This window comes from Lacrimispora amygdalina (assembly GCF_900205965.1).
In the GTDB taxonomy this organism is placed as follows: Bacteria; Bacillota; Clostridia; order Lachnospirales; family Lachnospiraceae; genus Lacrimispora; species Lacrimispora amygdalina_A.
Map to the genome: position 1 here is coordinate 227,285 of NZ_OAOF01000001.1, position 16,070 is coordinate 243,354.

Annotated in this window: 18 protein-coding genes; 6 read left to right on the forward strand and 12 right to left on the reverse strand. The window is 42.8% G+C overall.

What is annotated here, in order from left to right; genetic code table 11:
• The first annotated feature begins 52 nt into the window (after nucleotides 1-52).
• Complete coding sequence (locus CRO04_RS01025) at nucleotides 53-862, forward strand: MerR family transcriptional regulator (protein WP_097002375.1); 810 nt, start codon at nucleotides 53-55, stop codon at nucleotides 860-862.
• Nucleotides 863-877: 15 nt separating this feature from the next.
• On the opposite strand, the gene citX is transcribed toward CRO04_RS01025, so the two are convergent.
• Genes citX through CRO04_RS01040 form a run of 3 tightly spaced genes read right to left on the reverse strand, consistent with a single transcriptional unit; the run spans nucleotide 878 to nucleotide 3,080 of the window.
• Nucleotides 878-1,411 carry a citrate lyase holo-[acyl-carrier protein] synthase gene (gene citX / locus CRO04_RS01030; RefSeq protein WP_097002376.1) on the reverse strand — a complete coding sequence of 178 codons (534 nt, stop codon included), beginning with the start codon at nucleotides 1,409-1,411 and terminating at the stop codon, nucleotides 878-880.
• 45 nt (nucleotides 1,412-1,456) lie between these two features.
• Complete coding sequence (locus CRO04_RS01035) at nucleotides 1,457-2,764, reverse strand: MATE family efflux transporter (RefSeq protein ID WP_097002377.1); 1,308 nt, start codon at nucleotides 2,762-2,764, stop codon at nucleotides 1,457-1,459.
• Between the two features lie 25 nt (nucleotides 2,765-2,789).
• The gene (locus CRO04_RS01040; protein WP_097002378.1) at nucleotides 2,790-3,080 is read right to left on the reverse strand and encodes a hypothetical protein; all 291 of its coding nucleotides are present in this window, start codon (nucleotides 3,078-3,080) and stop codon (nucleotides 2,790-2,792) included.
• 181 nt (nucleotides 3,081-3,261) lie between these two features.
• Here CRO04_RS01040 and CRO04_RS01045 point away from each other — a divergent pair, with 181 nt between their 5' ends.
• Nucleotides 3,262-4,290, forward strand: coding sequence for a 3-deoxy-7-phosphoheptulonate synthase (locus tag CRO04_RS01045; RefSeq protein ID WP_097002379.1), 1,029 nt, complete (start codon nucleotides 3,262-3,264; stop codon nucleotides 4,288-4,290).
• Between the two features lie 101 nt (nucleotides 4,291-4,391).
• On the opposite strand, the gene CRO04_RS01050 is transcribed toward CRO04_RS01045, so the two are convergent.
• Together CRO04_RS01050 and CRO04_RS01055 are read right to left on the reverse strand one after the other, a co-directional pair.
• The gene (locus CRO04_RS01050) at nucleotides 4,392-4,847 is read right to left on the reverse strand and encodes a hypothetical protein (RefSeq protein ID WP_097002380.1); all 456 of its coding nucleotides are present in this window, start codon (nucleotides 4,845-4,847) and stop codon (nucleotides 4,392-4,394) included.
• A gap of 77 nt (nucleotides 4,848-4,924) precedes the next feature.
• Complete coding sequence (locus tag CRO04_RS01055; protein ID WP_097002381.1) at nucleotides 4,925-5,542, reverse strand: hypothetical protein; 618 nt, start codon at nucleotides 5,540-5,542, stop codon at nucleotides 4,925-4,927.
• Between the two features lie 430 nt (nucleotides 5,543-5,972).
• Between CRO04_RS01055 and CRO04_RS01060 the strand changes: the two genes are divergently transcribed.
• Nucleotides 5,973-6,218 (forward strand): hypothetical protein, encoded by a 246-nt coding sequence (locus CRO04_RS01060; protein ID WP_097002382.1) that lies wholly within the window; start codon nucleotides 5,973-5,975, stop codon nucleotides 6,216-6,218.
• 91 nt (nucleotides 6,219-6,309) lie between these two features.
• On the opposite strand, the gene CRO04_RS01065 is transcribed toward CRO04_RS01060, so the two are convergent.
• From CRO04_RS01065 to CRO04_RS01085, 5 genes are all read right to left on the reverse strand, one after another.
• Nucleotides 6,310-7,143, reverse strand: coding sequence for an undecaprenyl-diphosphate phosphatase (locus CRO04_RS01065; protein WP_097002383.1), 834 nt, complete (start codon nucleotides 7,141-7,143; stop codon nucleotides 6,310-6,312).
• A 15-nt stretch (nucleotides 7,144-7,158) separates the two neighbouring features.
• Nucleotides 7,159-7,833 (reverse strand): uracil-DNA glycosylase, encoded by a 675-nt coding sequence (gene ung / locus CRO04_RS01070; RefSeq protein ID WP_097002384.1) that lies wholly within the window; start codon nucleotides 7,831-7,833, stop codon nucleotides 7,159-7,161.
• Nucleotides 7,834-7,869: 36 nt separating this feature from the next.
• Nucleotides 7,870-8,631 (reverse strand): imidazole glycerol phosphate synthase subunit HisF, encoded by a 762-nt coding sequence (hisF, locus tag CRO04_RS01075; RefSeq protein WP_097002385.1) that lies wholly within the window; start codon nucleotides 8,629-8,631, stop codon nucleotides 7,870-7,872.
• Nucleotides 8,632-8,643: 12 nt separating this feature from the next.
• Nucleotides 8,644-9,252 carry an imidazole glycerol phosphate synthase subunit HisH gene (hisH, locus tag CRO04_RS01080; protein ID WP_097002386.1) on the reverse strand — a complete coding sequence of 203 codons (609 nt, stop codon included), beginning with the start codon at nucleotides 9,250-9,252 and terminating at the stop codon, nucleotides 8,644-8,646.
• A gap of 69 nt (nucleotides 9,253-9,321) precedes the next feature.
• On the reverse strand, nucleotides 9,322-9,942 hold the full coding sequence (locus tag CRO04_RS01085; protein WP_097002387.1) for a hypothetical protein: 621 nt from the start codon (nucleotides 9,940-9,942) through the stop codon (nucleotides 9,322-9,324).
• A gap of 151 nt (nucleotides 9,943-10,093) precedes the next feature.
• On the opposite strand from CRO04_RS01085, the gene CRO04_RS01090 reads away from it, so the two are divergent.
• Genes CRO04_RS01090 through CRO04_RS01100 form a run of 3 tightly spaced genes read left to right on the forward strand, consistent with a single transcriptional unit; the run spans nucleotide 10,094 to nucleotide 12,262 of the window.
• Entirely contained in the window at nucleotides 10,094-10,525 is a 432-nt protein-coding gene (locus tag CRO04_RS01090) for a DUF4430 domain-containing protein (RefSeq protein ID WP_097002388.1), read from the forward strand.
• On the forward strand, nucleotides 10,522-11,037 hold the full coding sequence (locus tag CRO04_RS01095) for a hypothetical protein (RefSeq protein ID WP_242974301.1): 516 nt from the start codon (nucleotides 10,522-10,524) through the stop codon (nucleotides 11,035-11,037). Before CRO04_RS01090 ends, CRO04_RS01095 begins: the two co-directional genes overlap by 4 nt.
• Nucleotides 11,038-11,056: 19 nt before the next feature.
• Complete coding sequence (locus CRO04_RS01100) at nucleotides 11,057-12,262, forward strand: class I SAM-dependent rRNA methyltransferase (RefSeq protein ID WP_097002389.1); 1,206 nt, start codon at nucleotides 11,057-11,059, stop codon at nucleotides 12,260-12,262.
• A gap of 93 nt (nucleotides 12,263-12,355) precedes the next feature.
• On the opposite strand, the gene CRO04_RS01105 is transcribed toward CRO04_RS01100, so the two are convergent.
• Both CRO04_RS01105 and CRO04_RS01110 read right to left on the reverse strand, forming a co-directional pair.
• A complete protein-coding gene (locus CRO04_RS01105; RefSeq protein WP_097002390.1) occupies nucleotides 12,356-14,293 on the reverse strand; it encodes an FAD-dependent oxidoreductase in 1,938 nt (645 codons plus the stop codon).
• Nucleotides 14,294-14,427: 134 nt separating this feature from the next.
• A complete protein-coding gene (locus CRO04_RS01110) occupies nucleotides 14,428-15,984 on the reverse strand; it encodes a PucR family transcriptional regulator (RefSeq protein ID WP_166432444.1) in 1,557 nt (518 codons plus the stop codon).
• Between the last annotated feature and the right edge of the window lie 86 nt (nucleotides 15,985-16,070).

The window sequence follows — 16,070 nt, forward strand, 5'->3', positions numbered from 1 at the left end:
ATTACTATAAACTTTGCCATAGAGGCAAAGTCAATAGCGGAGTGTGAAAAAAATGACAAACTTATATACAATTGGGGAAGTTGCACGGTTTCTTAAAATTTCAACGAAGGCTTTGCGTAATTATGATGACATGGGACTCTTAAAGCCCTGTTATATATCACCCGAAACCAAATACCGCTACTACAGCTATGAGCAGTTTTTCATTATAGACGTAGTCCGTTACTTAAACAAAACCCTTGGGATTCCGCTTGAAAGCGTAAAAAAGCTGTTGGAAGAGAACAAAGAACCAGACCAGTTATTAACCCAGCTTAAGTCCCATAAACAGCAGCTGGAAAGCAGAATGGCTGCCTTAGAAAGCTCCCGGCAGCTGACAGAGCATCTGATAGAAAAGATAGAAGACCAAAAAAAATATCCCGGTAAAATCGGGATATACGAAAAATACCAGATGAGCCGGAATTTGTATTATCACAAACTGGACATCTCTATTTATGATATAGATAAATATGTAACAAGAAATGGGGCAGATGAGGATCTGCCCGAGACCAACACGATGTGTCTTTTGTTTTCCCGATCAGATCTTCAAGCAGATGATGGTTTGAAAGTCCGTGGATTTGGTGTTTTATCTGAGAAAAAGCTGCCTGGAATGGAGTTAAAAACCATTCGGGAAGGCCGTTATATCACACGCAGCTTCCTTTATTCAGAAGAAAACACCATCACTGCATTTAACGAACTGGCTAAATATGCCCAGGTAAAAGGAATTGTTTTAGACGAAACCGCATATTTAATCTCGCCCATGGTGAAATTTCCTGCCTGCTCTAAATATGATTATCTGATGGAGCTTCAGATTATGATTCATCTATAGAATTTAAAATGCTCCTTATTTACTCTGATGAGTTTTCCAGTCAAAGATCATTTTATTTATTTCACGAATCAGTTCCTCAACCGAATGGGTTCTGTTTCTGGCGCACCCTTTTGCATCCTGCCCGCAGATTAAGCATTTACGTACAGGTGCAGAAAGGGATTCTCTGCTCATACTGATACCATTTTCATCATAAACATCAATGTCCCAAAGCCGTCCTAACGGGTGAGTCTCTTCCAGCCTGACCGCAAGTTCTTTAACCAGCACAGGATCGAAACAGTTCAGAGCATAGAATTTTATATATCCTGCATTCTCTGATATAGCGGCCATCTCTTCGATGCCGATTCCCGAATCAGAAACCACCTGTTCCAGTGCTTTCGTTCCTTCCGAAAAGGCAAGTAAAATGTCGGGGGAAGTCTTGACTGGCCCCGGTATGTTCATTGCAAGTGCCACCGTAACCAGCCCCTTATGTTTGTCCTTTAGTTCCTCCTGGATTCTGACTTTCTTCTCCCGGAACTGAAGCATCTTATCAAGATCCACATATCTCTCCATATTATACCTCTAATCTATACATAAAATCTTCTCTCTGAAAAACTTCTATAGCTTTCTGATCTTACATGTCAAAGGAATTACCATAAGAACCCAGACAACAGGTTCCGCTATGATAATTCCCATATATTTTAGTACCGGTGCTAAAAATGCTGCAATGGCGACCTTCCCTGTCAGCTCGATAAAGCTTGACACAACCGGCGTTTTATGGTCACCGCATCCTTGTAGTGCATTTCTGAAGATGGAAATTGCTGCAGGTACAAAATAAAACACGGAATTAATCTTTAAGTAAAGGGCAGCCGTTCCAGCTATCTCACGATCATACGTGCCTGTCACCAGATGCACCAGACCAGGCGCGGCGGTATAGCTTAAAATTATCATTGCCACGGACCAGATGGTTGTAATCACAAGTGCCTGGGAAATTCCTTTATGGATTCTGGAAATCTTGCATGCTCCCATGTTCTGGCCACAGAAATTAGCCATAGTAACGCCCATCACCGAAAACGGGAGCATGAAAAACTCCGTGATCTTGCGGGCAGCGGTATGGGCAACTATGATATCTGTTCCAAGGAGATTAATGGCACTCTGCAGGGAAAGCGTTCCGAAAAATACCAGTGACATCATCAGTGCCATGGATATTCCCGCAGAATAAAGCTGAAGAACCTCTCCCTTTGTTATCCTAAAATCCCTTATATGAAACCGAAAAACCGGATACCGCTTTATCATATACACCAGGCTTAGTACCGCCGACAGCGCCTGGGACAATACCGTTGCAATAGCCGCTCCCTCCACTCCTCTGTGAAGGACAAGGATAAAGAAAAGGTCCAGAAATACATTGAGTATACTGGAAAAAATCAAAAATGCCAAAGGTGCTGCCGTATCTCCCAGCGCTCTTAATATAGATGCACAGGCATTATACAGCATCATCATAACCATTCCAAACAGAATGATACGGATATAGCCAGAAGCAGCAGGCATCAAAGCATCCGGCACATTAAGAACTCTTAAAAAGAAGGGCAGCCCCCACACACACAGCAGCGTAAGTAAAGCTGAAGTCAGGGTTCCAAGAAGCAGGCAGCCTGCTGAGTACCTCCTGACCTTTTCTTCATCCCCGGCTCCGCAGCTTCTCGCCGTAAGAAGGGCAAAGCCACCGGTCAGTCCTGATAAAAACCCAATAAACAAAGTGCTGATCGAGGTTGTGGCTCCCACAGCTGCCAGTGCACTCTCTCCCAGGGTACTTCCAACCACCCGGGTATCTGCAAGGCTGTAAAACAGCTGAAAAATATTACCGGCTGCAACAGGAAGTGCAAACTGAAGCATGACCTTTCCAGGACTGCCTTTTGTTAAATCCTTCATAGGTACTCCTTTGTGACCTTCTAATTCAGACCATAAAATCCTCAAATCCAGAGATCATGGGATAAGGCGCAAGGCTTTTGCCCGGACCGGTTATGGTTCCCTTTACATAAGGGCTGAATGCCAATCGCCGAAAGTTTTCTTTTGTTTTATTTTTAATCAGTCTGTCATTTCTTCCTAATTCTCCGATGTAATTGCCGTTCCTGTCGTACAGCTCTCTGCCGTAGAATTTCCCAAGAACCGTTCCATCACACGCAACCAGATAATCCCGTTGCTTTACCCCAATATAATTTCCTCCCCAGTTCCAATATTTTTCCATATTTTAACACCTTTCCTTAATTCATTCGATATTATCATACAACATTTTTTCAAAAAAAGGAACACTTATGGAGTAGCACTTAGCCAATCTTAACCAAATTTCAAGGAACACTGGATTTTTCCCGTGTTCTGTTATATAATCAACTGCAAAAAATAAAACTGCAATTACACAGGAGGATATTATGGGATTTCAATATGTCAGCAATTTGCCCAGCCCGGAAGAAATCAAAGATCGTTTTCCTCTTCCAGCCGCTTTAAAAGCCCTTAAGATAGAAAGAGACCAGGCCATCCGTGACGTACTTACAGGAAACAGCGACAAATTTCTGGTTATTATTGGTCCCTGCTCTGCCGATAACGAGGACTCTGTCTGTGATTATGTTAATCGTCTGGTAAAGGTTCAGGAGAAAACAAAAGACCGCCTGATCCTGGTTCCCAGAATTTATACAAACAAGCCAAGAACCACAGGCGAAGGCTATAAAGGAATGCTTCACCAGCCTGATCCGGAGAAAAAGCCGGACATGCATGAAGGTCTCATTGCCATCCGCCGTATGCACATGAAGGTATTTGAAGAGACCGGTTTATCCACAGCAGACGAGATGCTGTATCCGGAGAATTTAACCTACCTTGACGATATCATGTCCTACATTGCCATCGGTGCGCGTTCCGTGGAGAACCAGCAGCACCGCTTAACTTCCAGCGGCTGCGAAGTGGCAGTTGGTATGAAGAACCCCACCAGCGGTGATATCTCGGTCATGCTTAATTCTGTAGTTGCCGCCCAGCAGGCTCATGACTTCACCTACCGCGGCTGGGAAGTGAAAAGCTCCGGGAATCCCCTTGCTCATACGATTCTGCGCGGTGCGGTCAACAAGCATGGCCAGTGTATCCCTAACTATCATTTTGAAGATTTATTCCTTCTTCATGAGATGTACAGCAGACGCAGTTTACAAAACCCTGCCTGCATTGTGGATGCAAACCATTCAAACTCCAATAAAAAATACCGGGAACAGATCCGTATCTCCAAAGAAGTCCTTCACAGCAGGAAGCACGCGCCGGAGATCCGCAGCCTCGTTAAAGGATTGATGATAGAAAGCTACATTGAACCTGGATGCCAGAAGGTAGGCGATGGTTGTTATGGAAAGTCCATCACCGATCCATGCCTTGGGTGGGAGGAATCCGAGCGTCTGCTTTATGAGATTGCGGAGAGCTGCTGATTACCAGTACAATTTTAAAATTTCAAGTAATTTAATAGAAGGTATAGATCAAAACAGTCTGATGTATTACTCAGCAGATTGCTTTGTTCTATAACCTTCTTTTAACTTAGAAAATATTTTAAAAGTATATCATATCTGCCGATTACAGTAAGTATAGAAACAAGTGAACCAGCTAAAACAAATAAAATCCCAAATAATAATTCCAGTATTGTAATAATTATTGTAGATCCATCACGAGATTCTCTAATTATCTCTCCTCCCGCCGCAGCTAACGTAGTCCCAATAAACATGCAAACCCATATCATTGTTGCAATCTCATAAGATATTAAATCCATAAGAGTTGCAGTATAATAAGCAATACAGGATATAATCAAATATCCAGCTTCCAAAAACAATATAATATCTACCTCGGAATCACTTCGTTTTCCTAATAGCGGTAATACAAGTTTAATATATTTATGAGAGACTTTAGCTTTTTTACCAGAACGGCTATTATTATGATATGTACAACCATATAAAAACACTGTGAAAAAAAATACAAATAGTTTTTCTGACATTAATCCACTCCATGTTTATTGATCTTCCTGCTTACCCTGAGATCTCCAACTTCGTAAAACCTAATTGGTTCTGTTTTTTAATTATACTCTTTCACGTTATCATCCTCTGTTTGTATTGTCTTAAGCATTTTAAGGATTACTGGTCTCCATTTTTCGTGATCATTAAATATGCAATTAAAGCTCCCAATAACCAGTTTTCCGCTTGAAAGAATCAAAAATATCATGTTATAGATCCATTCATCCCCAGAAAAGCTTTTGTAATCAAACCATATCACGGGTAGATTTCCTGTAACGTTTCCCTGATCATAGAATACATTCTTTCCGTCTGTCTGTCTTAAAATCTGGCATATTCGCTCCCTTTCATGATACAGATCCATTGCGTATGTCTTATTTTCCAAAATTGCAGTCTGGAAGGTAAGACCCGCATGGGCCGACGAATGTACAAGAACCAGATCGGGCCGATTTTCAGAAAAATAAATGAGAGTGGAGTTCTCTTTATCCGCTTCTAAAAAATCGTCTGGAACCTCAAGTGCAAAACCTATACTCGGAAACCATTTCAATTTATTTGATTCAGCCACCCTGTCTGCTGCTTCAAGCTCTATGTTCTTTAACCTCTTTTGAAGCTGCAGAAAAACCTTATCGATATAGTTATCCTTGTTGATCTCTTCCATACCTTCACTCCTGACCTTTCCCATAATACGATGCTGCCTCCTGCAGTGTATCAAAAAATATTATCCTGTTAGATTTGATTAAATGACATATAATTACATTATACTCCTGTAAATCACAAAATGTGTCATCATGTAATAATTAGCACTCTACATGTAACATTTGGTATACTAATTTCTCGCGCCGGTCAAAGAGAGGTCAAATAGATATCTCAATGTATCAAAATGCTTAAAGCTTTTTCGTCTTTTGCATATGCAGGGAGGTCAGAGCTCGTCCATAGCCCGTAAACTCAAAAATTGCCCACCATTTTATTTGACAGAGCATTTTAAAATTCATTTAACCCTTGTAATTTCCTAATAAAGTAGGTAAAATGATATTACCAGATTTACCTTAATACATAACATATCATAAGCCCTCACCGGCACAGACCGGTGTACAAGAGAAGGAGGTATGGATATGCGGACGATGAATGTCGATATCCAGCTGCGTACCATTCCCATTCCGCTGGCACTCCTTATTAATACCGCTAATGCATTTATGTGCGATATATATATTGATTACGGTTTGACCAGGGTTAATGTAAAAGACTATGATGAGATGAAGATAGGACTGGTAACGCAGGATCGGAATTTATTATTTAACTTTGACGGCATTGATGAACTTGCCGCTGAAGGGCGGATCGGAATGCTTTTTAAACCGTAGACGCCGGAAAGGACCCCTATATGACCCACCACACAAAAGAGAGTTGACCGCGGCGAATGGCCGGCAGACAACTCTCTTTTTTATGGTTTACTTAACCAAGGAATGCGGAAATACCAAAATACACTAACACAATTGCTCCAAGTACAATTCTGTAATATCCAAAAAATTTAAAGTCATGCTGTCTGATATATCCCATAAGGAATTTAATGGCATATACAGAAACAGCAAATGCCACTACCATTCCCAGAATCAGATAAAACACCTGGGCTCCGGTAAAATGAAATCCAAATTTAACAATCTTTAAAAGGCTCGCTCCAAACATAACCGGTATCCCAAGAAAGAAGGAGAATTCTGCAGATGCCGCCCTGGAACAACCGAGAATCATGGCTCCCAGAATGGTGGAGCCGGAACGGGAGGTCCCCGGAATCAAGGAAAGGAGCTGAAACAGACCAATATAGAGAGCAGTCTGGTAAGAAATCTCCCCCACCTTCTGAACCTCAAAATTCCGGTACTGGTTCCGGTTCTCAATCATAATAAAGAGTACACCATATAGAATTAATGTCGCCGCTACCACATAACCGTTCATTAAATATTTATCCAGAATGTCATCCACTAAAATCCCAATAACAGCCGCAGGTAAGCATGCCAGTATGATCTTACTCCACAAAATGAAGGTTGCCTTCTGCTGGGCTGGCTTCTTCCTTGGGGAGAATGGGTTTAACCTGTCAAAATATAATACAACTACTGCAAGTATGGCTCCCAGCTGTATTACAACCAGAAACATGTTTTTATAACTGTCCGGCTGATTTAAATGAATGATCTCATCTACCAGAATCATATGTCCGGTGCTGCTGATCGGCAGCCATTCTGAAAATCCTTCTACAATTCCCAGGACGATAACTTTTAATATCTCAATAATATTCATCTTAATTCCTCTGTTTTAAATATTTTCGATCTGCCAGTCTATGGGTGTCATTCCATTAGCCTCCAGATAAGCATTTGTTTTGCTGAAATGCCTGCAGCCAAAGAATCCTCTGTAAGCGGATAAAGGGCTGGGGTGGGGGGCTTCCAGTATTAAGTGTTTTGGATTTGTCAGCATTACTTTCTTATTCTGCGCAGGACGTCCCCATAGGAGAAAGACCATGGGCCGGTCCTGTTCATTTAAGATTTTAATCGCTGCATCCGTAAATGTCTCCCAGCCGATTCTCTGATGGGAATTGGCTGCATGGGCTCTGACGGTCAATACAGTATTTAGAAGCATGATTCCCTGATCTGCCCATTTTTTTAAGTATCCGTTGTTTGGAATCTCACATCCCAGATCTTCTTTTAATTCCTGATAGATATTTACCAGAGAGGGCGGGATATCCACATCAGGCTTTACGGAAAAGCACAGACCGTGGGCCTGACCAACATTATGATAAGGGTCCTGCCCCAGTATAACCACTTTAACCTTGGACAGGGGGGTAAACTGAAAGGCATTAAATATGTCGTTGGGGTCCGGAAAGACTTGTGTTGTCTCGTATTCTTTCTTCACCTTCTGATAAAGATCCCTGTAATATGGCTTCTTAAACTCCCCGCTTAAGGGTTCCAGCCAGTCGTTGTCAATTGCTCCCATGTTTCCTCCTTTGCATCTTGCCGGTTCCAGCCGGTTTTAAATCCGAACCGGTACTCCTTTCTCTTCCAGGTACCGTTTTAACTCCATAATTTCCAGTTCTTTGTAATGAAACAAAGAAGCTGCCAGTGCTGCGTCCGCCCTTCCTTTTGTAAGTGCACTGTAAAAATGCTCCATAGTTCCCGCACCGCCTGATGCAATGACCGGAACAGATACCGAATCTGCTATGATCCCATTTAATTCATCATCATAGCCGGCCTTGGTTCCGTCACAATCCATACTGGTAAGCAGAATCTCTCCGGCTCCTAAGCGATCCGCCTCCATGGCCCATTCCACAGCATCCAGTCCCGTATCAACCCTTCCTCCGTTTTTAAAAACATTCCAGCCGGTTCCGTCTGCCCGCCTTCTTGCATCAATGGCAACCACCACACACTGGCGTCCAAACTTATCCGCAGCATCAGAAATCAGTCTGGGCGTATTAATTGCAGAGGAATTGATGGATATCTTATCCGCTCCTTCCCGCAGAAGCATCTTAAAATCCTCCACGGTACGGATTCCTCCGCCCACCGTAAACGGAATAAAGACCTTTTGGGCAACCCGGCGCACCATATCAACCACTGTATTCCGGTTATCAGAGGAAGCCGTGATATCCAGAAACACCAGCTCATCTGCTCCTGCTTTATCATAGGCTGCAGCGATTTCCACCGGATCTCCAGCATCCTGTAAATTGACGAAATTAACTCCCTTTACCACTCTCGCATTGTGTACATCCAGACATGGAATGATTCGTTTCGTAAGCATGCGGCTCCTCCTTTATGTAAGTTCAATGAAGTTTTTCAGGATCGTAAGACCGGTATCCCCGCTCTTTTCCGGATGGAACTGGCATGCAAACAGATTGCCTCTTTCCACCGATGCACCAAATGTTACACCGTACTCACAGGAAGCGGCAACATCAGATTTCCTGTCTGCTTCTAAATAATATGAATGGACAAAATAAACATATGCTCCGGAATCCAGTCCCTTAAAAAGTCTTGCTTCCGGCCTGATTGTCAGACTGTTCCAGCCCATATGGGGAACCTTAAGACCCTGCTGGTCCGGGAATTTAACGATTCTGCCGGGAAGAATGGAAAGTCCCTTCATTCCTTCACATTCCTCACTGCTATCGAATAAAAGCTGCAGCCCTAAGCAGATCCCTAAAAAAGGGGTGCCCTTCTCCGTCACCTGACGGATCACTCCAGGCAGATCATACTGACAAAGCTTTTCCATGGCATCTCCAAATGCTCCCACGCCTGGAAGAATCACTTTGTCCGCTGAAAGAATGGTTTCCTTGTCCCGGGTTATCACCGGATTTTCACCTAACGAAGCAAGGGCCTTTTCTACACTTTTTAAGTTTCCGGCATCATAGTCAATAATCGCAATCATGGCAGCCACCTCTTTTTCGCCTTTTTTCAATATTCTAACACAGTCCCTGTTTCAGTACAACGCAAAACATTATGAAAAACTACGAAGGAAATTAACGGAATTGACAGAAACGGATTCTGCCTTCTTTCGTATCCCTTCCGAAAGCTGTGCAAAACTTCCATGAATCCGGTACATAAATGCCTTATTATTTACAGAAACGGTTTTCTCAAAGGGCCAGCGTATTACCGTCGGCGTCTGAAATCCAACTCCTAGTTCCAGAATCAGAAGCTTTTTATTAAGCGTTCCTGCCAGCCATCTGGTATAGGCATTCCACTGAGGAAGATACCCCTCTTCAATATAATCCTCCGCCTGAATGGTATTGCCGGTCAGCGGCTCGCCGCAATGAGGACAGATATCATCGGCAATCTCACCCGGTTCCCAGATATCCTTCGTACAGGATTTGGAACACTGTCTCCAGGTAACGTTGCCACAGGGTGCCACCATGCGCTCAGGGTCCAGACCTGACTTTAACAGTTCTCCATTTGTAAGAGTCGTAACAATAAAGTAATCCTTATCCTTTATCAGTTGTCCCAGTTTTTCATACAGGCTGTCTTCCTGTTTGGCCTCCTCCCGGTTCCATTCCTCTCCGATTCCGATCAGAAGCTTCTCGCATTCCTTTATTTCATTTAACATCTTCTCTTTTAAAGCCATACATTATCCACCTTCTTTTCTGCAATACCCGTCTATTATACATCATTGGAGTTTTTAAGAAAAGATGGAAATTCTTATCTTGCGGCAGTCCTCCCATCCATGCTATACTAATCTGTGCTATTTGAATAATGAAAAAGGAAGTCAGCATAACATGAATCGATTCAAAAGGCTCTCTCCCTTTTTGGGAGGCTTTGCAGCGATAGCAGTTCTGACACTGCTGTTAATCATCTATACTCTGACAAGACCTGTTCCCATGGCCGGAACGAAGAATATCACCGTAGACGTGGTATATGAAGACGGGGGAACGGACCACTACCAGTTAACAACAGAAGCGCGGTACTTATTAGACGCTCTAAAAACAATACCCAATCTGACAATTGAAGGAACCACAACCGAAGAACTGGGCTTAATGGTGACCAGCATTAACGGCAGACAGGCAGATTATAAAACAGACGGTGCGTACTGGGCTATTCTTTGCGACGGCGAACCATGCAGCTACGGCGTAAGCCAGCAGGCAATTAAGGATGGGGAACGCTACACCTTTCAATATACCCCTGCTGGCGGTAAAGGCGGCACTTCATGACTTCCCATCGCCCCATGACCACAAAAAGGCTGGTAATTGATGCGTTTTTATGTGCACTTTTGTTTATCAGTCAGGTCAGCTTATCCTGGCTTCCAAATGTGGAGCTGGTCTCTTTGTTTCTAATTTTATACTCTCTGGTATTTGGCAGACACGTATGGATCATCCTGTACGTGTTTGTTCTGTTGGAAGGACTGTTCTGGGGAATAGGTATGTGGTGGTTTTCCTACTTATACGTATGGGCACTGGTCCCCGCCTCCGTTTTTCTGCTTTACAAAAAACACTGCCCATCTCCTGTCTCAGCTGCGCTGCTGGCTGGAACCTTTGGTATGCTGTTTGGATTGTTTTCCTCTCTGCCCGCAGTACTAACCGGAGGCTTAACTGCAGCCTTTGTCTGGTGGACTGCAGGCATACCATATGATATTCTTCACGGTATGGGGAACTTCATCATTTCACTTATTTTATTTAAACCCTTATATCAGCTGCTGACTGCGCTGAAGCAGCATCAATTATAAAAAAAAGGAGTATCTGAATATGGAAACAGCTGTCGTAAGAATCAAAAAGGGAGAAGGCCGTTCCTTAAAAGCCGGCGGAATGTGGATTTACGATAATGAAATAGATGCAATTACAGGAGATTTTGTAAACGGAGATATCATCACAGTCCAGGATTTTGATGGCTACTGTATGGGTCGTGGCTTTATAAACACCAACTCAAAAATTACAGTCCGCATGCTGACACGGAAAAAAGACGCGGAGATCAATGAGGAATTTATTGAAATGCGGGTCCGCAATGCATGGGAATACAGAAAAACTACCGTGGACACCAGCAGCTGCCGTATCATATTCGGAGAAGCCGATTTTCTTCCGGGAATCGTTGTGGACAAGTTTTCCGATGTTCTGGTAGTGGAATCCCTTGCACTTGGAATCGACCGCTTGAAGCCCATGATATTAGAAAAGCTGAAATCCATACTGGCAGAAGACGGAATCCTAATCCGGGGGATCTATGAACGAAGCGATGCCAAGGTCCGTCTGCAGGAGGGAATGGAACGTTTTAAGGGATTCATAGGCGAGCCCTTTGACACCAAGGTAGAGATTACGGAAAACGATGTCAAATATCTGGTAGATGTGGAAGACGGTCAGAAAACCGGATTCTTTCTGGATCAGAAATACAACCGGCTTGCCATAAAACGCTTATGCAGGGACAAACGGGTCCTGGACTGCTTCACCCACACCGGCTCTTTCGCTTTAAACGCTGGAATCGCAGGCGCAAAAGAAGTGATTGGTGTTGATGCCTCCGAACTGGGTGTTGCCCAGGCAAGGGAAAATGCGCAGCTAAACGGCCTTTCAGACAGGGTTTCCTTCCGCTGCGCCGATGTCTTTGAACTCCTCCCTGAACTTGAGAAAAACGGAGAAAAATTCGATGTAGTCATCCTGGATCCTCCTGCATTCACCAAATCCAGGAACTCCGTTAAGAACGCAGTAAAGGGATACCGGGAGATCAATATCCGGGGATTAAAGCTTGTTAAGGACGGCGGCTATCTGGCAACCTGCTCCTGCTCCCATTTCATGAATCCAGAACTGTTTACGAAAACCATACGGGAAGCTGCTGTAAGCGCCCATAAGCGCCTGCGGCAGGTGGAATACCGCACCCAGTCTGCAGACCATCCGATTCTCTGGAGCGGAGATGAGAACTCCTACTATTTAAAGTTCTATATCTTTCAGGTTTGTGATGAAAAATAAATAATAAAAGAGCAGCCGATAAAAAAAATCAGGTTAGAAATCCTCTTGTGTGGATTCCCAACCTGATTTTTCTTTTATTCTGCCTCCATCGCTTTACCGCAATGACATCGCAGCATACATACCGCTTCTCACAGCACCGCCGACCTTGCCGACTATCGTACAGTCACCGATCAGACGCACCTTATTATGGTATCTTGCATCAATAGCTTCAGCTGTTTCATTGTTCGGTTTCATTCCAAAGGACGCGACGATTGTATTTCCTTCAATGAATACTTCTTTCCCATCCTTTTGCATTGCTTTAACACCTTCTGCCGTGATTTCAAGCACCTTGTGTCCCGTATAAAGTTCCACGTTATTCTCTAAAAGCATTGGTATTAAAGCGGCTTTATTTATCATATGATCTCCCGCAGCTACTTCATCAAGCATTTCTATGACTGCAACCTTTTTCCCTTTGATAGCTGTTTCCAAAGCACTGTCACACGCAGATAAACCGCCTCCGCAATAGACGATCTTATCTCCTTTCAGCTTATTTTCATCAAGATGCGCCTCCAGAACATTAATTGTATTCTCAATCCCTTTAATCGGCGGCATTATGGGAACTGCTCCAGCAGCAATAATAATCGCATCAGCCTTTGCAAGAGCCGGGCTATCTTCTTCTATTTTGGCATTGACATATACTGATACACCTGCTAATTCCAATTGGCGTTTATACCAGGTAACCAGTTCACGCAGCTGACTCTTAAAAGGAGGAGTTGCCGCGCTGCGCAATTGACCGCCCAAATCACTTTCCTTTTCATACAAGTCAACCGTGTGTCCCATAAGTGCAGCAGTTCTGGCTGCTTCCATTCCGCCAGGTCCGCCTCCAATCACGACTACATGCCGGGGGTTTTCAGCCTTCAGAAGTCTGAATCGCTTTTCAAATCCGGTAGCCGGATTGACCGAGCAGCTGATTTTTGTCAGTCTGGTCAGAATTCTTCCAATACAGTCATCATTGCAGCGAATGCAGGGCCTGATCTCATCACGGCGGTTACTTAAGATTTTGTTTGCCATCTCCGGTTCGGCAATTATTGGTCTTCCCATTAATACAAAATCAGCGTTTCCGCTTTCGATTAACTGAACTGCTGTTTCAGGAGTATGATTGCCTGCATTCAGCAGGGGAATTCGTACTGCCTTACGTGCAACCTCACAGACATCTGCCATGCATGCGTCTCCCAGATAAGCAGGAGGAAAGATATAATCTATATTTTCATAGCTGCCGCTGTCAACATCCAGTGCGTCAACCCCTGCCTTTTCCAGTTCCTGCATCAGAGGAATGGTTTCTTCAAAGGTACGGCCGCCTTCAAAATTATGCTTCACTGCCATTCTGAACAGAATTGGCATATCAGGTCCCACCGCTTCCCGTATGGACTGTACGATCTCTACAGCAAAGCGCATACGGTTTTGAGGTGTACCACCATACTCATCTTGTCTCTTATTCCAGATTTCAGACATAAACTGGTCGATGAGGTATCCGGCATGTCCATGAATTTCGATCGCATCAAATCCGGCATCCTTTAACACTTTTGCTGAGAAGGCAAATTGTTTCATAATCGTCTTAATTTCATCAATGGTTAGTTCTCGGCACAGTAAATTCGGATCAAACATAGAAGGAATTGCTGAAGAAGATACAGGCGCCTTTCCATTTAACATGTTTGGAAATGCATTTTTTCCAGTACCGCAGCTGAGCTGTGCACAAATTTTCGTTCCATAACGGTGAACTGCTTCCACTAATGTGGTTAATTGAGGGATCACGTAAGTATTGTCCAGATAACCTTCCATTGAACCCTGGGCCAGTTCCTTCGTTAAAAACTGGCAGCCCATAATAATAAGCCCGGTTCCTCCTTTTGCCCGCTCCTCAAAATAGTCAATTTCGTCATCAGCAATTGTTCCGTCAACATGACCTGAGTTTAATCCCATTGGTGCCATAGCGATTCTGTTCTTTACTGTCATAGTTCCGATAGAAAATGGTGTGTTTAAAATATCGTAATTCATTTGCCGCCTCCGTTTTTTGTAATTGTTAAATATGAATATAATTATCGTAACATATTTACGTACTTTTATTCATCGTGCATTTATTTAGAAAAAGGCGGCCAGCAATGACATAACTGCACAAATGAGAAATCATCTCACCGGCTGATGTATTCTAATATTTTATAAGAGAAATAGAGTGTCATATAGCAGTCCCTGTTGTAAAGATCTACAGATATCAGTTCCTGTATCTTTGCCAGACGGTAATTCATAGTATTTCTGTGAATATATAGTTCATCTGCGGAAGCAGCTAAATTTCCCATATTTACAATATAGGTATAAAGACTTTTTAAATAATCTGTTTTATGGTTCCTGTCATATTCTTTCAATTTCAATATGTCCGGGTGGCAATAACGGATCAGATTTTTCTGTTCTTTTATCTGTTCTAACATATCGTAAATCCCATAATCTTCATAACGATATACCGGCAGTACAGAATCGTCCTTTTTCCCCAGCCGGATTGCCGCCAGGGACTGCTGATAGGCCACTGGAATCTCCATTATTTCATCAAAAAACTGACTGACACCTGCAATCATATGCATCTGCTTCAGATAATGGGATAAAGGCTCAATATCCTGGTTTGTTATATATTGGGATTGTTTACAGCCTGTAATGAATATTAAATTATTGTCATGAAACGTTAATTCCCCGCCGGAGCTTTTAAAAAGCTCTGATTCTCTTATAAATGAAATCAGACCGAACGTTTCGGAATAATGATTGTATTGAATAACAATCAGATACTTTCTATCCGGTAATCTCCACTTCAGCCTCTTTGCTCTGTCCGCAATTAATTCTGGTTCTGTAAGACTCCCCTGTATTAAATCCGAGATAAAACGGTTGGCCAGCCAATTATATTGATAGCCTGAATTCTGACTGTTTTTCATCTCATCGGCAATAACATCACAGATAAACTCTGTTATTTCCAAATCCTTATCCGTAAAGGAACGGTTATATTCAAGGACCGCTAAATGCCCGATAATGCGCTGTTCCAGCCCTATTACACAAAAGATTCTTTTATATTTGTAACCTTCTCCAAGACTTCCAATGACAGCTTTCCTGCTTTGAGCCGTTTTCTCAATCCACTGTTTAAAATTATACTTCTGGGTATACTCATAGGTTGTAAATCCCATATTCCGATATTCCATCCAGGGAAGATCATCTACCTCCTTAAAATCGGATGCCGCTAATAAACGGTGATTATTATCCCCCAGCATAACGGGATTACCTAATAATTCACTGGCTATTTCAATAATATAAGGCAGACCCCGTCCCTGAATTATGGTATGAAACAGTGCTGCCGGCCGCTCAATTAATGAATACTGGTCAACAAGTATATCCGTAACATGATTTAAAAGTTCTTCTGCCGTTAAGTCAGGTTTAATATAAACGATATTGATATGACAGTCCGGTTTTTCAATGTCAGGATGCTCAGGGAAGGACGGATTTTCAGGAATCATGACATTCATAGGATAATGACCCCCGCTAACATTAATCATCGATTCATACCGGCCAATATAGAGGATATCAGAATCAAATACAGTAATACGGTCCGTTAAGAGTTTAACCCCCCGTATCCTTTGATTTTCTTCACATAAAACTGACTTTAAAATAATATCTTCGTCTAATCTTTCTATTATATCTTTTATTCTTAACATCAATAGCTTCACCATTCCTTCCCAATAAACAAAAAAATACCCTGATAGTTAGACTCCTTCCCATTCGTGTCATACTATCAGGGTAC

Bases quoted from the DNA above. Each gene is read 5' to 3' on its own strand.
- CRO04_RS01025 (WP_097002375.1), top strand. From the start codon at position 53: ATGACAAACTTATATACAATTGGGGAAGTTGCACGGTTTCTTAAAATT.
- citX (WP_097002376.1), bottom strand. From the start codon at position 1,411: ATGGAGAGATATGTGGATCTTGATAAGATGCTTCAGTTCCGGGAGAAG.
- CRO04_RS01035 (WP_097002377.1), bottom strand. From the start codon at position 2,764: ATGAAGGATTTAACAAAAGGCAGTCCTGGAAAGGTCATGCTTCAGTTT.
- CRO04_RS01040 (WP_097002378.1), bottom strand. From the start codon at position 3,080: ATGGAAAAATATTGGAACTGGGGAGGAAATTATATTGGGGTAAAGCAA.
- CRO04_RS01045 (WP_097002379.1), top strand. From the start codon at position 3,262: ATGGGATTTCAATATGTCAGCAATTTGCCCAGCCCGGAAGAAATCAAA.
- CRO04_RS01050 (WP_097002380.1), bottom strand. From the start codon at position 4,847: ATGTCAGAAAAACTATTTGTATTTTTTTTCACAGTGTTTTTATATGGT.
- CRO04_RS01055 (WP_097002381.1), bottom strand. From the start codon at position 5,542: ATGGGAAAGGTCAGGAGTGAAGGTATGGAAGAGATCAACAAGGATAAC.
- CRO04_RS01060 (WP_097002382.1), top strand. From the start codon at position 5,973: ATGCGGACGATGAATGTCGATATCCAGCTGCGTACCATTCCCATTCCG.
- CRO04_RS01065 (WP_097002383.1), bottom strand. From the start codon at position 7,143: ATGAATATTATTGAGATATTAAAAGTTATCGTCCTGGGAATTGTAGAA.
- ung (WP_097002384.1), bottom strand. From the start codon at position 7,833: ATGGGAGCAATTGACAACGACTGGCTGGAACCCTTAAGCGGGGAGTTT.
- hisF (WP_097002385.1), bottom strand. From the start codon at position 8,631: ATGCTTACGAAACGAATCATTCCATGTCTGGATGTACACAATGCGAGA.
- hisH (WP_097002386.1), bottom strand. From the start codon at position 9,252: ATGATTGCGATTATTGACTATGATGCCGGAAACTTAAAAAGTGTAGAA.
- CRO04_RS01085 (WP_097002387.1), bottom strand. From the start codon at position 9,942: ATGGCTTTAAAAGAGAAGATGTTAAATGAAATAAAGGAATGCGAGAAG.
- CRO04_RS01090 (WP_097002388.1), top strand. From the start codon at position 10,094: ATGAATCGATTCAAAAGGCTCTCTCCCTTTTTGGGAGGCTTTGCAGCG.
- CRO04_RS01095 (WP_242974301.1), top strand. From the start codon at position 10,522: ATGACTTCCCATCGCCCCATGACCACAAAAAGGCTGGTAATTGATGCG.
- CRO04_RS01100 (WP_097002389.1), top strand. From the start codon at position 11,057: ATGGAAACAGCTGTCGTAAGAATCAAAAAGGGAGAAGGCCGTTCCTTA.
- CRO04_RS01105 (WP_097002390.1), bottom strand. From the start codon at position 14,293: ATGAATTACGATATTTTAAACACACCATTTTCTATCGGAACTATGACA.
- CRO04_RS01110 (WP_166432444.1), bottom strand. From the start codon at position 15,984: ATGTTAAGAATAAAAGATATAATAGAAAGATTAGACGAAGATATTATT.